Raw genomic sequence first — 13,736 nt, 5'->3', positions numbered from 1 at the left:
GCGGGGGGCGGACGGGCCGCCCTTCGGGGGAAGGACGGGCCGTCCCCTACCCGGACGATGGGGCACGAACCGGGCCGTACGGGTGACCGTCGCCTGGCCGGCGGTGGGTGGGGTGAGGGTGTGTGCGGTTGCGCCTGCGGCTGGCGGGCGTGGGGTGAGGGTGTGTGCGCCTGCGCCTGCGGCGGGCCTCGGGTGGTGAGGGGCGCCGGCGGCGGGCGGTGGGTGGTGCGGGGTGTTCGACGGAGGCCCTCAGGTGGTGCGGGTGGCCGGGGGCCTCCGTCGGGTGGACCGTCAGGTGGTCGTGCGCCGGCGGTGGCGGCCCGTGCCGGCCGCGAGTGCGGCGCCGAGGGCCACGGTGAGGCCGGCACCGTTCAGAGCCCAGCCGGTGGCGCTGCCGGTGGCGGCGAGTTCGCCCGACGGTTGGTCGCCGATCGGCTGGAGGCCCCCGTTGGGCACGGGCGCGTTCCCCGAACCGCCGCTGCCGCCCGGCGTACCGCCGGTGTTGCCTACGGGGGTGCTGCCCGAGGTGCCGCCGGTGTTGCCTGCGGGGGTGCCGCCGGTATTGCCTCCGGGGTTGCTGCCCGGTGTGCCGCCCGGGTCTCCGCCGTGAGTACCGCCGGGAGTTCCGCCCGGTGTGCCGCCCGGGTCTCCGCCGGGAGTACCGCCCGGGTCTCCGCCGGGTGTGCCGCCCGGGTCTCCACCGGGGGTTCCGCCGGGTGTGCCTCCGGGGTCTCCGCCGGGTGTGCCTCCGGGGTTTCCGCCCGGTGTGCCTCCGGGGTCTCCGCCGGGTGTGCCGCCCGGGTCCCCGCCGGGTGTGCCTCCGGGGTCTCCGCCGGGTGTGCCGCCCGGGTCCCCGCCGGGGGTTCCGCCCGGTGTGCCTCCCGGGTCTCCGCCCGGCGTGCCGCCCGGGTCCCCGCCCGGGGTGGTGGTCGACGGTTCCAGGAGGGTGGTGAGGTGGCGGGGGGAGCGGGAGCCGGCCCAGGGCGGGGGGGTTTCCGCGTCGACCTGGGACGTGCCCCAGGAGAAGAAGGACACCGAACCGGTCGGGGTGTCGGCGGCGAAGCGGACGCGGACCGGGACGTCGAAGGTCTCACCGGCCGCGATCGGGCCCTGCGTGAGACCGGCCGCGTAGTAGAAGCCGCCCTCCTCGGAGAGGACCTCGACGGGCTGCCAGGCCGGTGCGCCGTCCGCGCCCGGCCGCTGGACCTCCACCGTGATCTGCGCGGCCTCCATCGCGACGAAGTCCGGCCGGGACATGACCAGTCCCAGGTTGAACGCGGCCAGCGCGCCCTTCCCGGTGTTGTCCACGCGCACCGACAGGTTCGTCCAGTCGCCGCCCGCCCGCACGCTCTCCGGGACGCCGCTCACCGTCAGGGCGGGCCCGGCGACGTGGACCGGGTCCTCGTCGCCGCCGGTCGCCCCGGTGATCCTGGTCGGGTACGAGGACGTGGGGGAGGTCCCGACGGAGTTGCCGACCCGGCTCTTCCCCTCCGACGTCAGGTCGAACAGCACCACCGGGGTGTCCGCCGCGAAGCTGATCCGCACGTCGATCGTGCGGACCTGCCCGGCCGGCACGTCCGACGAGGTGCCCAGGGCGTAGCCCAAGGCGGGCGCGGCGGACGGGTCGGCGAGGGGCGAGGCCGCCTGCCAGACACCCGCGGCCGTCCGGTACTCGACCGTGACGTGGGCGGACGTGAACGCCCCCGCGGCCTGCGCCACGCCCAGCTCCGGCGTGTACCCCGGCACGGCGACGTGGCCCGAGTTGTCGACGGTCACCGTGAGCGGCGTCCAACTGCCGTCGGCCGGGAACCCGCCCTGCGGGATGCCCTGGACGGTGACCTCGGGCCCCATCAGGATCCGCTCCGACGCCTCCTCGGCCGTTTCGGACTGCTCCTGGGCCGCCGGCGTCTGCGGTGTCTCCGCGGCCGCCGCCGATACGGGTGCGGCGGCGGCCTGCGGCTGGGCCGGTACGGCCTGCACCGGAACCGGGACCGGGGCGGGCGCCGCCGCCTCGGCCGGAGCCGGTTCGGGCGCCGCCTTCGTCCCCGCTTCCGCCACCTCCGCCGCCGCTTCCGCCGCCTTCTCCGGCTCCGGAGCCCCGTCCTCCGCCGGTAGGGCGTCCGGCACGGTCACCGATGGTTGGTCTTCGGCCATCGCCGGCGCCGCCATCAGCAGTGTTTGACCCGCCACCGCTGCGGCAGCCGCCACGGCCATGCGCTTGAACTGCATGTTCTTTCCTCCCCGGGCTCCGAACGCACGCCCGGACCCACCCCAAACCCCTTGGAACGCGCCCAGGTTAGTGAGACGGAAGGAGCCGGCGGGGGGATATGGAAATCAGAAATACGTACGGCCCCGGCGGTGGGTGCCGGGGCCGTACGCGTTCACCCGGTCGTGTACCGGGCGGGGGTCAGAGCTTCTCGGGCGTGCGGATCCCGAGCAGGGACATGCCCTTGCCGAGGGTGCGGGCGGTCAGCTCGCACAGGAACAGCCGGTTCTCACCGACGACGAGCTCCGGCTGCGGCTTCACCACCGGGCACTCCGTGTAGAACGTCGTGAACAGCGAAGCCAACTGGTACAGGTACGCGGCCACCTTGTGCGGCGCGTACTCCGCCGCCGCCTCCTCCAGGAGCGCCCCGAACGCGTCCAGGTGCAGACCCAGCGCCCGCTCCGCCGGCGCCAGCTCCAGCTCCGGGTGGGCCACCGGCGAACGGTCGCCCGCGTTGCGCAGGATGGACCGGATACGGGCGTACGCGTACTGGAGGTACACCGACGTGTCACCGGTCAGCGAGACCATCTGGTCCAGGTCGAACTTGTAGTCCCGCGCGGCCGAGGTCGACAGGTCGGCGTACTTGACCGCGCCGATCCCGACCTGGAGGCCGTTCTCGACGATCTCCTCCTCGGTGAGCAGACCGCGCTCCGCGTCCTTGTCGCGGACCACGGTGGTCGCCCGCTCCACGGCCTCGTCGAGCAGGTCCACGAGCCGTACGGTCTCGCCCTCACGGGTCTTGAACGGCTTGCCGTCCTTGCCGAGGACGGTGCCGAAGGCCAACTGGACGGCCTTGACGCCGTCGTTCAGCCAGCCGGCCCGGCGGGCCGTCTCGAAGACCATCTTGAAGTGCAGGGACTGACGCGCGTCGACGACGTACAGCAGCGTCGAGGCCTTCAGGTTGCCGACGCGGTCACGGATCGCGGAGAGGTCGGTCGCCGCGTAGCCGAATCCGCCGTCGGACTTCTGGACGATCAGCGGGGTCGGGTTGCCGTCCGGGCCCTTGTACTCGTCGAAGAACACGCACAGCGCGCCGTTGGAGCGGACGGCGACGCCCGAGTCCTCCAGCAGCTTGCAGGTCTCCACGAGCATGTCGTTGTAGCCGGACTCACCGACGACGTCCTCGTCCTGGATGTCCATGTCGAGCTTGTTGAAGACGGAGTAGAAGTAGATCTTCGACTCGTCCACGAACCGCTGCCACAGGGCCAGGGTCTCCGGCTCGCCCGCCTGGAGGTCGACCACCCGGGCCCGGGCCCGCGTCTTGAACTCCTCGTCGGAGTCGAAGACGGCACGCGAGGCCTTGTACAGGCGGTTCAGGTTCGACATGGCCTCCTCGCCGGAGACCTCCTCGTCCGACTTGTGGTCCAGCTCGTGCGGGTGCTCCAGCAGGTACTGGATCAGCATGCCGAACTGGGTGCCCCAGTCGCCGATGTGGTGGCGACGGACCACGGTCTCGCCGGTGAACTCCAGGATCTCGACCATCGCGGCGCCGATCACGGCGGAACGCAGGTGGCCGACGTGCATCTCCTTCGCGACGTTCGGCTGGGCGTAGTCGATGACGGTCGTGCCCGGGTTCGCCGCGAGCGCGACACCGAGACGGTCGTCCGCCGCGCGCGCCGCGAGGGTCTCGATGATCGCCCGGTCGGTGATCGTGATGTTGAGGAAGCCGGGGCCGGAGACCTCGATCTCCCGGATCAGGTCACCGGTCGCGATGGCCTCGACCACGGTCGTCGCCAGCTCGCGCGGGTTGGCCTTGGCCTTCTTCGCGAGCGCGAGGATCCCGTTGGCCTGGAAGTCGGCCCGGTCGCTACGTCGCAGCAGCGGGTCGGTCGCACCGGCCTCCGGCAGGGCGGAGGCAAGGGCGTCCGCGACGCGCTGATCGACGGAAGAAGCGAGGGAAGGGACCGAGGCCATGAGCTGCCGTTCCTGTGAGGTTGCACGTGAGGACGCACTTGGGTGTTCCGACAAGTGCCGAGTATCCCACGCGGGGGCCGTCGGCCTCGCGGGATATCAGGGGGTGGAAGCAACCCCGGAGCGCTCCCCTCCGTCTGGGAGAATGGCTGAAGCCAGCATTCGAGTAGAAGGACGTGTCGTGGCTCAGAGCAGCACCGAGACCGACTGGGTCTCCCGTTTCGCGGACGAGGTCATCGCCGAGGCGGAGCGCCGAGCACCCGGCAAACCTGTCGTCGTCGCGTCCGGAATCTCGCCCTCCGGTCCGATCCACCTGGGCAACCTGCGCGAGGTCATGACCCCGCACCTGGTCGCGGACGAGATCCGCCGCCGGGGCATCGAGGTCAGGCACCTGATCTCCTGGGACGACTACGACCGCTACCGCAAGGTGCCCCAGGGCATCCCGGGCGTGGACGAGGCCACCTACGGCCAGTACATCGGCCGCCCGTTGACCTCCGTCCCCGCCCCGGCCGGATCCCCGTACGCCAGCTGGGCCGAGCACTTCAAGGCCGCCCTGATCGGCGCCCTGGAAGAGCTGGGCGTCGAGTACGACCCGATCAGCCAGACCGAGCAGTACACCTCCGGCGTGTACCGCGAGCAGGTCCTGCACGCGATGAAGCACCGCGGCGACATCGACGCCGTCCTCGACCAGTACCGCACCAAGCAGAAGCCGGGCGGCAAGAAGCCCCAGCAGAAGCAGGCCGACGAAGCCGAGCTGGAGGCCGCCGAGGGCTCCGGCGCCGCCGCCGAGGACGACGGCAGCACCGGCGAGGGCGGCTACTTCCCGTACAAGCCGTACTGCGGCGAGTGCGGCAAGGACTTCACCAAGGTCACCTCGTACGACGACGAGAGCACCGAGCTGACCTACGTCTGCACCGAGGACGCGTTCACCGAAACGGTCAAGCTCAGCGAGTTCAACCGCGGCAAGCTCGTCTGGAAGGTCGACTGGCCGATGCGCTGGGCCTTCGAGGGCGTCATCTTCGAGCCCTCCGGCGTCGACCACTCCTCGCCCGGCTCGTCCTTCCAGGTCGGCGGCCAGATCGTGCACATCTTCGACGGCGAGCAGCCGATCGGACCGATGTACGCGTTCGTCGGCATCAGCGGCATGGCGAAGATGTCCTCCAGCAAGGGCGGGGTCCCGACCCCGGCCGACGCGCTGAAGATCATGGAGCCGCAGCTGCTGCGCTGGCTGTACGCCCGCCGCCGCCCCAACCAGTCCTTCAAGATCGCCTTCGACCAGGAGATCCAGCGCCTGTACGACGAGTGGGACAAGCTGGAGGCCAAGGTCGCCGACGGCTCCGTGCTGCCCGCCGACGCCGCCGCACACACCCGCGCCGTCCGCACCGCCGCCGCCGAGCTGCCGCGCACCCCGCGCCCGCTCCCGTACCGGACGCTCGCCTCCGTCGTCGACGTCACCGCCGGCCACGACGAGCAGACCCTGCGCATCCTGACCGACCTCGACCCGACGCAGCCGCTCGCCTCCCTCGACGAAGTACGGCCGCGCCTGGACCGCGCCGAGAACTGGATCACCACCCAGGTCCCGGCCGACCAGCGCACCCTCGTCCGCGAGACGCCCGACGCCGAACTGCTCTCCTCGCTGGACGAGGAAGCCCGGCAGTCGCTCCGCATGCTCGTGGACGGCCTCGACACGCACTGGTCCCTCGACGGCCTGACCACGCTCGTCTACGGCGTGCCGAAGGTCATGGCCGGGCTGGAGCCGGACGCCAAGCCCACGCCCGAGCTCAAGGTCGCGCAGCGCACCTTCTTCGCCCTGCTCTACCGGCTGCTCGTGACCCGGGAGACCGGACCGCGCCTGCCCACCCTGCTCCTCGCGGTCGGGGCGGACCGGGTGCGCAAGCTGCTGGCCGTCTGACCCACCACGGCCGAACACGGAAGGGCCCGCACCCCTCGGGGTGCGGGCCCTTACGCATGCGGCGCGGCCGGCGGCGCGGCCGGCGGCGGGGGCTTCAGGAGGACAGGAAATCGTTCTCCAGCGAGCGCTGGTAGCGCTGCTTCAGCATCGGCATCATCGCCTCGATGATCGAGACACTGTCCGGATGGATCGGCCCGTACAGCTCGGTGAGGGCCTGATCGACCTGCTGGGCGCTCGGCGAACTGCCGCTCGCCTCCACGTGGGCGTGGAACGCCTCGTAGGCGGCGTCCTCGAACTTCTCCTGGTCCAGCTCCTCGACCACCTCGTCACGAGGCTCCGGTACGGGGATCAGGAGCTGCTCGTCGGGGACCTGCTGAGCCTGCGCGGCCGGCGCCTCCGCCCGGGCCGCCACGGGGGCCGGCTGCGGGCCCTCCACCACCTGCTGCGCCTGGGCGTAGTAGGCGCCCTTGTACTCCGTGGCGTCCGGGGCCACGGGCCCGGCGAACCAGGCGCTGTTGTGGGCGGCCGGCATCGCCGTCGGGTCCACCGCGAAGGCCGGCGGGGCGTGCGCCGCGGCGGGCTGGGGCTGGACCCCGACCGTCGGAACCGGCTGCGGCGAGGGCTCCGCCCGCTCCGGCGCCTGCTTCCGGAGCGGGACGGTGGCACCGCCGGACGCCTCCGGTCCGGACTGCGCGGGGACGGTCGCCGTCCCCTGCGGCCCGACCGACGGCTGCGCACCGGCCGCGCCCGAGTCGTCCGCCGCGCCCGTCCCGTGCGCCGCGCCCGTCCCGCCCGCCGAGGCCGCCGTCAGTGCCGGGGCGGACGCGGCGGACTGACCGACCTGGACGGTCGGGGACGCCTGACCGATCCGACCGGCCGTCGCCGCGGCCGGGGGCAGCAGGACCGGGTCGATGCCCGCCGCCGCCAAGCCCTCAGGGGCCGTCTGCGACAGCGGGACCCCGATCCGGGCCAGACGCAGCGGCATCAGCGCCTCCACGGGGGCCTTGCGACGCCAGGAGCGCCCGTACCGGGCCTGGAGCCGCGCCTGGTAGATCAACCGATCCTGCTCCATGGTGACGGCCTGCTCGTAGGAGCGCAGCTCCCACAGCTTCATCCGGCGCCACAGCTTGAAGGTGGGGACGGGGGAGAGCAGCCAGCGCGTGATGCGCACGCCCTCCATGTGCCGGTCCGCGGTGATGTCCGCGATCCGGCCCACGGCGTGCCGGGCGGCCTCCACGGTGACCACGAACAGGATCGGGATCACGGCGTGCATGCCGACACCGAGCGGATCCGGCCAGGCCGCCGCGCCGTTGAACGCGATCGTCGCCGCGGTCAACAGCCAGGCGGTCTGACGGAGCAGGGGGAACGGGATCCGCATCCAGGTCAGCAACAGGTCCAGCGCCAGCAGGACGCAGATGCCCGCGTCGATGCCGATCGGGAACACCAGCGAGAAACTGCCGAACCCTTTTTGCAGGGCCAGGGCGCGTACGGCGGAGTACGAACCCGCGAAACCGATGCCCGCGATGACCAGGGCTCCGGCGACCACGACACCGATGAGTATCCGGTGCGTACGTGTCAGCTGCATCGCGGCCACACGCGATCCCCTCCCCTGTTCGAGCTACGGCAGGCACAGCGTACGGGTGACTGGATGTCAGTGGTCCCGTAGGTCCCCCCAGCGGTGTGCTACTGGGCCGGAGCCGATGCGGACTCGGAAGCGGAACCCGAGGGGGCAGCCGACGGAGAGCCCTCGCCCGAGCCCTGCGAAGGAGCCCCCTCCTGGTTGGCGCCGGCGACGGACGTCACGCTCTCCTTGGCCGCCGCGATGGCGTTCTCCAGCAGCTTCTTCTTGTCCGGGGCGCCCGCGCCCTCGTAGGCGGCACCGTTGTAGTCGATGGTGATCACGACGTTCTGGGTGCGGGTCACGATGGTCGTGTTCGAGAAGTCGACGTCCTTCTTGACCGAGTACACGACGGACGAGGCCTGGTCGCCGATCCCGCCGGCCTGCTCGACCTTCACGTCGTTCGCGCCCTCGGTGCTCTTCGACGCCTCGATCTGCTTGTTGTACTGCTCCTCGGCGCGCTTGTTGCCGCTGCCGAGCGAGGCGTGCGAGTCGTAGCGCACGAGCGAGATGGAGAGCCAGCGGTACTGCGAGCCCTTCAGACCGTCCGTGTCGAGGCCGTTCCAGGAGCAGCTGGCGCGGTTCGCCAGGTCGTTCGACTTGGTCGCCGTGCCGTTCTTCTCCTTCGCCTCGGGGACGAACGAGTCGATGGACTTCGCCGCGACGGTCTTGCAGGGGTCCGGCAGCTTCGCGAACGCCACCTTCTCCAGCACGGGCGCCGCCTTCGCGCTCGGCTTGGACGACGCGGTGGATTCGGACTTCTTGCCGGAGTCCTTGCCCGAGTCCTTGCCCGAGTCGGAGGAGCACCCGGCGACGGTGAGTATCACCGGGACGGCTGCGCAGGCGAGGACGCGGGTGAGGCGCGAGGCTGATCGGTGCATGGTTCCTTCAGACGTTGAGGGTCTACTTGCGGACCCGTTGCGGGCGCGGGACCCGTGCAACGGTAGCCCGACCGGGCGTCCGCCTGCTGTGCGCGCCGTCACGCGGGCGGCGCGCAACCGCGGGCGGCGGGGATGTCACTCGTTGAATCGCTCCACCAGGGCCTCCGCCAACAGACGGGTCCTGTCCTGCGTTTCCGTGCTCGGCGGCACCGTGTCGGGCCCCGCCGGCTGCACGCTGTACTCAATGGTGACGATCACGTTCGAGGTGCGGAACACGATCCGTACGGTGCGTGCCCGGGCGGCGGTCGCCCCGGCCGCGCTCAGCTTGTCGTCGAGGAAGGCCTCGTTGCCGAGCCCCTCCAGGACCCGGGAGCCGAGCTCCGGGGAATTGCTGGGCGAAGGCGATCCGGAGGTGGAAGCGGAAGGCGAAGCGGGGCCCGTGGACGGGGTCGTGGAGGGAGCCGCGGGGGGCGCGGCGGAGGGCGCGGCGGGCTGGCCGGCCGGCTGGGTGGCGGCCGGGGCGGGCGGGCCGCCGGGAGCCGGGTTCCCGGAGGGGTTCGTGCCGGGCGTGCCGGGGCTCGCGCCCGGGGTCGTGGCCGCTCCGGGGAACGGCAGCTGGGCCGCCGTCAGCCGGTTGACGTAGACCTCGTGGGCCTTGTCGTCGTCGCTCGTGGTGGCGCGGTCGTACGAGACCACCCGCTCGAAGTTCACCGACAACAGCAGGGTCCCCTCGGGGACCTGCGAGTTCCAGCGGCAGCCGACGTGCCGGTCGCCGTCGTACGAGGCGTCCGCGATCCCCTCGTAGAGGCGCTCGCGCGCTTCGAGGGTGAGGGAGTCGGAGGTCGGGAGCATCGCCTTGAGCGGCTTGCCCTCGGCGGCCTTGCAGGGTTGGGGCAGGCTGCGGTACTTGCCGGGCTGGGCGGGTGCGGCCGTGCTGCCGCCGTTCTTCTGGTCGCTGGTACCACCGCCGTTGCCGTCGGTGCAGCCGCTGAGGCCCGTCACGGCGGCGACCAGGGCGGTGAGCATCGCGATGCCGGGCAGGACCCGCCGACGTACCGTCTTGCGCTCCACGTCCACTGGCTCCCTGGCTCCCTGGGGAAAATGCGTTGCCGCGACTTGGGCGCGGATGGACACAATGTCTATCGCACACGCTGGTGCCGGCGCCGGTCCCCTGACTGTTTTGGGGTGATGAGCGAGGCTTTTGCGTTTTCTTGCTTTTCTTTGTTTCTCGGGGGGTTTGACGCCGTATGTCGTATGTAGAGGTTTCGGGAGGGAACGTCCCGATCCGCATGTGGACGGATCCGGCGTCGGTCGAGGACAGCGCCATGCGCCAGCTCCACAACACGGCAGGCCTCCCGTGGATCAAGGGACTGGCCGTCATGCCGGATGTCCACTACGGCAAGGGCGCCACGGTCGGCTCGGTGATCGCCATGAAGGACGCGGTCTGTCCGGCGGCGGTCGGCGTCGACATCGGCTGCGGCATGTCCGCGGTGAAGACCTCCCTGACGGCAAACGACCTGCCGGGCGACCTGTCGAAGCTGCGGTCGCGCATCGAGCAGGTGATTCCGGTGGGGACGGGCCTCCACAAGGAGGCCGTGGACCCGTCGCGGCTGTACGGCTTCTCGGAGGCGGGGTACGACGACCTCTGGGCGCGGTTCGACTACCTCACCGATGCGGTGAAGTTCCGGCGGGACCGAGCCATGCGGCAAACCGGAACGCTCGGGTCCGGGAATCATTTCATTGAGCTCGCAACTGACACGTCTGGGGCGGTTTGGCTCATGCTGCACTCCGGATCGCGAAACATCGGCAACGAGCTGGCGGCGTTCCACATCAACGTGGCTCGTGGCCTTGCGCACAATCAGAACCTGGTCGACCGGGACCTGGCGGTCTTCCTGTCCGCGACCCCGGAGATGGCGGCGTACCGCAGCGACCTCTTCTGGGCGCAGGAGTACGCCAAGTTCAACCGTGCCGCGATGATGAGCCTCTTCAAGGAGGTCGTGCGCAAGGAGTTCCGGAAGGCGAAGGTCTCCTTCGATCGGGAGATCAGCTGCCACCACAACTATGTGGCGGAGGAGCGGTACGACGGCATGGACCTCCTCGTCACGCGGAAGGGCGCCATCCGCGCCGGCAGCGGTGAGTACGGGATCATCCCGGGCTCGATGGGCACGGGCTCGTACATCGTGAAGGGCCTCGGCAACGAGAAGTCCTTCAACTCCGCCTCGCACGGTGCGGGTCGGAAGATGAGCCGGACGGCGGCGAAGAAGAAGTTCTCGACGCGTGATCTGGTGGAGCAGACGCAGGGTGTGGAGTGCCGCAAGGACTCGGGCGTGGTGGACGAGATCCCGGGCGCGTACAAGTCGATCGAGCAGGTCATCGGCCAGCAGACCGACCTCGTTCAGGTCGTGGCCAAGCTCAAGGCGCTCGTTTGCGTCAAGGGCTGAACCGGCGGCTTGCCGGAACGGCGGAAGGGCCGGAATCCTGGTTGGGTTCCGGGCCTTCCTTGTGCTGGGCGTGTCAGTGCCTGGGCCATGGGCCGCCGCCCGTGCGGAGGCGCGTGAGGCGCTGCCCGCAACCGGATTCGGTGCGACCCAGCTCGACGGCCGCGGCAGCGGCGTCACCGATATCGAGCAGCTTGAGGTCCTCTGCCAGAGTCCAGCGGCGGCGTGGGGTCATCTTGGGCATGTCTGCGGGCCTGATCCACGTCCTGAGAGAGCCTGCGGAAGTCTTCTTGCGTTCCAGGGCGAGGCAGCCTTCGTAGTACAGATGTGAGGCCAGTTCAACGGCTGCTTCGTTGGTGTAGAGGATGTTGTAGATGCCGTCTCGCGCATTGCGCTTGATGGTGCGCTCCGCTCCGGTGATCTTCTTGGCGTAGTGGCAGAGGTAGGCGCCGATCGCCGTGCTTGCGGTCGTCAGGGAGACGAAGGGGAAGCCCTTCCCGGTGTGTCCGACTGAACCGTCCGCGTCGATCACTCCGCGGACGTAGTCGCGGCGGGAGAAGTCGACGCGGGGCGGTGCGATGGTCTTGGACTTGCGCCCGTACGGAATCCCCAGCTCGTTGACGATGGTGCGCGCTTCCAGGGCGGAAAGTGCCCAGATGGCGGTGTGTGATGAAGCGGCGAAGTTGGTGGCCCGTGTGCGCTCGGTGATGGAGCTGTTGAACGGCGTGAGGCGCTGGAAATCGTGCAGCAGGCCGATGTCGCGGGCGTTGAGCTCCAGGGTGAGGCGCCCGCGCTGTCGGCTCTGCTGCGACAGGTGCCCGTCGGCTTGGAGGAAGCCGAACATATACGCATAGCAAGGGACTTGGAGGTCCATGAAGCGCACGGGGGCGCTAGGGTCCTGGTCAGCCATCAGGAAGGCCTTTCTTCCCTGTTGGTGAGGCCCTCGGCCGGGACTGGCATCCCGGGCGGGGGCCGATTGTGTTGTGGCTGAACCTAGGTAGGAGTGTGGCGTGTCGTGAGTGGATCGGACGTCGTTCACTCGAACGTATGGCGGAATATCACACGTGATCCCGCAGGGGGCGAGATGGCAGAGTCGACGCGACTGCCATGCAAGGGGGTTGGCGGGCGAGTTGGTCTAGACCATGATGTGTGCCATGTGGAGATCCCGCGTGCTTCTGGCCGCGCTCGCGTCGTTGTCCCTCACGCTCGGAGCCGCCGGGCAGTCCCGGGCCGCCGTGGGGCTGCCGCCCGTCGTGTCGCACGTTCCGACCCAGGAGAAGGTCGTCTTCATCACCATCGACGACGGGTGGAACCACGATCCGGAGGCCGCCCGGATCCTGCTGGAGAAGCGGGTCCCGGCCTCGTTGTTCCTGCTGCCGGGCGCGACCTCGTACGACACCGGCTACTTCACCGCGCTGACCGGGGGGACCGGTCAGGGGCGGGCGACCGTGGAGAACCACACGGTCAACCACCCCGACCTGACCGCCCTCGACGCCGCCGGCAAGGACGCCGAGGTGTGCGGGGCCGGTGAGCAACTGTCGGCGACCTTCGGCAGGACCCCGAAGCTGCTGCGGCCGCCGTACGGGACCGTGAACGACGACGTGCGGCTCGCGGCCAAGGCGTGCGGGGTGAAGGCGCTGGTCACGTGGACGCACGACTTCACGACCTGGGGGCAGACCCCGGCGACGCCGCAGCTGAGGGCGGGGGACATCGTGCTGCTGCACTTCACGCCGACGCTTGCCGCCGACCTCCGGCGGGCCCTGGACGCGGCGAAGGCCGCCGGGCTGAAGCCGGCGGCCCTGATGCCGCACCTGAAATCGGCCGGACTGGTCTGACCGGACCGGACCGACCGCGCCGACCGGGCCGGTCGGCCCGCGCGGTGTGATCGTGCGGTCCGACCCGGCCGTTCCCGCGGGACTACAGCTCGCGGTGGACCTTCGTGTTCGAGGCCTGGGCGCGGGGGCGGACCACCAGGAGGTCGATGTTGACGTGGCTGGGACGGGTCACCGCCCAGGTGATGGTGTCGGCCACGTCGTCGGCGGACAGCGGCTCGGCCACGCCCGCGTAGACCTTGGCGGCCTTCTCGGTGTCGCCGCGGAAGCGGGTGGTGGCGAACTCGTCGGTCTTGACCATGCCGGGGGCGATCTCGATGACGCGGACCGGCTGCCCGACGATCTCCAGGCGGAGGGTCTCGGCGATGACGCGGGCGCCGTTCTTGGCGGCGACGTAGCCCGCGCCGCCCTCGTAGGTGGAGTGGCCCGCGGTGGAGGAGAGCACGACGACCGTGCCGTCGCCCGAGGCGGTGAGGGCCGGGAGCAGGGCCTGGGTCACGTGGAGCGTGCCGATGACGTTGACCTCGTACATCGTGCGCCAGTCGGCCGGGTCGCCGGTGGCGACGGGCTCGGCGCCGAGGGCGCCGCCGGCGTTGTTGACGAGGACGTCGACGGAGGGGAAGCGCTCCAGGGAGGCGGCGAAGGCGTCGACGGCGCCCCGGTCGGTGACGTCGAGGGCGTGGGCGGTGGCCTCGTGACCCGCGGCGGTGAGCTCGGCGGCGAGGGCCTCGATGCGGTCCTTGCGGCGGGCGGTGAGGACGACGTGGTAGCCGGCTGCGGCGAGCTGCCGGGCGGTGGCCGCGCCGATTCCGCTGCTCGCGCCGGTGATGACGGCGGTGCGGGTGGCCGTGCTCATGGGCGGGGCTCCTCGATCGTTC

The 13,736-nt window shown here is 70.9% G+C and carries 10 protein-coding genes; 3 read left to right on the top strand and 7 right to left on the bottom strand.

Going from position 1 to position 13,736, the window contains the following annotated elements:
- Window positions 1–291 precede the first annotated feature (291 nt).
- A complete protein-coding gene (locus tag ACZ58N_RS35695) occupies window positions 292–2,229 on the bottom strand; it encodes a hypothetical protein (RefSeq protein ID WP_471168802.1) in 1,938 nt (645 codons plus the stop codon).
- Window positions 2,230–2,407: 178 nt separating this feature from the next.
- Window positions 2,408–4,180, bottom strand: coding sequence for an arginine--tRNA ligase (gene argS / locus ACZ58N_RS35690; RefSeq protein WP_471168797.1), 1,773 nt, complete (start codon window positions 4,178–4,180; stop codon window positions 2,408–2,410).
- Between the two features lie 142 nt (window positions 4,181–4,322).
- On the opposite strand from argS, the gene lysS reads away from it, so the two are divergent.
- Window positions 4,323–6,089, top strand: a complete 1,767-nt coding sequence (lysS, locus tag ACZ58N_RS35685) for a lysine--tRNA ligase (RefSeq protein WP_471168794.1) — start codon at window positions 4,323–4,325, stop codon at window positions 6,087–6,089.
- A gap of 94 nt (window positions 6,090–6,183) precedes the next feature.
- Here the strand turns inward: lysS and ACZ58N_RS35680 are convergent, their stop codons facing one another.
- From ACZ58N_RS35680 to ACZ58N_RS35670, 3 genes are all read right to left on the bottom strand, one after another.
- On the bottom strand, window positions 6,184–7,683 hold the full coding sequence (locus tag ACZ58N_RS35680) for a DUF2637 domain-containing protein (RefSeq protein WP_471168791.1): 1,500 nt from the start codon (window positions 7,681–7,683) through the stop codon (window positions 6,184–6,186).
- Between the two features lie 89 nt (window positions 7,684–7,772).
- Window positions 7,773–8,588 (bottom strand): DUF3558 family protein, encoded by an 816-nt coding sequence (locus ACZ58N_RS35675; protein ID WP_471168788.1) that lies wholly within the window; start codon window positions 8,586–8,588, stop codon window positions 7,773–7,775.
- A gap of 135 nt (window positions 8,589–8,723) precedes the next feature.
- Window positions 8,724–9,659: a DUF3558 domain-containing protein gene (locus tag ACZ58N_RS35670; RefSeq protein ID WP_471168786.1), complete on the bottom strand. Its 936-nt coding sequence runs from the start codon at window positions 9,657–9,659 to the stop codon at window positions 8,724–8,726.
- A gap of 176 nt (window positions 9,660–9,835) precedes the next feature.
- Between ACZ58N_RS35670 and ACZ58N_RS35665 the strand changes: the two genes are divergently transcribed.
- Window positions 9,836–11,029: an RtcB family protein gene (locus ACZ58N_RS35665; RefSeq protein WP_471168783.1), complete on the top strand. Its 1,194-nt coding sequence runs from the start codon at window positions 9,836–9,838 to the stop codon at window positions 11,027–11,029.
- Between the two features lie 73 nt (window positions 11,030–11,102).
- On the opposite strand, the gene ACZ58N_RS35660 is transcribed toward ACZ58N_RS35665, so the two are convergent.
- Window positions 11,103–11,936, bottom strand: coding sequence for a hypothetical protein (locus tag ACZ58N_RS35660; RefSeq protein WP_471168780.1), 834 nt, complete (start codon window positions 11,934–11,936; stop codon window positions 11,103–11,105).
- A 244-nt stretch (window positions 11,937–12,180) separates the two neighbouring features.
- On the opposite strand from ACZ58N_RS35660, the gene ACZ58N_RS35655 reads away from it, so the two are divergent.
- Window positions 12,181–12,861, top strand: coding sequence for a polysaccharide deacetylase family protein (locus ACZ58N_RS35655; RefSeq protein ID WP_471168777.1), 681 nt, complete (start codon window positions 12,181–12,183; stop codon window positions 12,859–12,861).
- Window positions 12,862–12,943: 82 nt separating this feature from the next.
- On the opposite strand, the gene ACZ58N_RS35650 is transcribed toward ACZ58N_RS35655, so the two are convergent.
- Window positions 12,944–13,714, bottom strand: coding sequence for an SDR family NAD(P)-dependent oxidoreductase (locus tag ACZ58N_RS35650; protein WP_471168774.1), 771 nt, complete (start codon window positions 13,712–13,714; stop codon window positions 12,944–12,946).
- Between the last annotated feature and the right edge of the window lie 22 nt (window positions 13,715–13,736).

Source organism: Streptomyces sp. NPDC040432, assembly GCF_055595445.1.
This window is presented reverse-complemented; position numbering and strand designations above follow the sequence as displayed.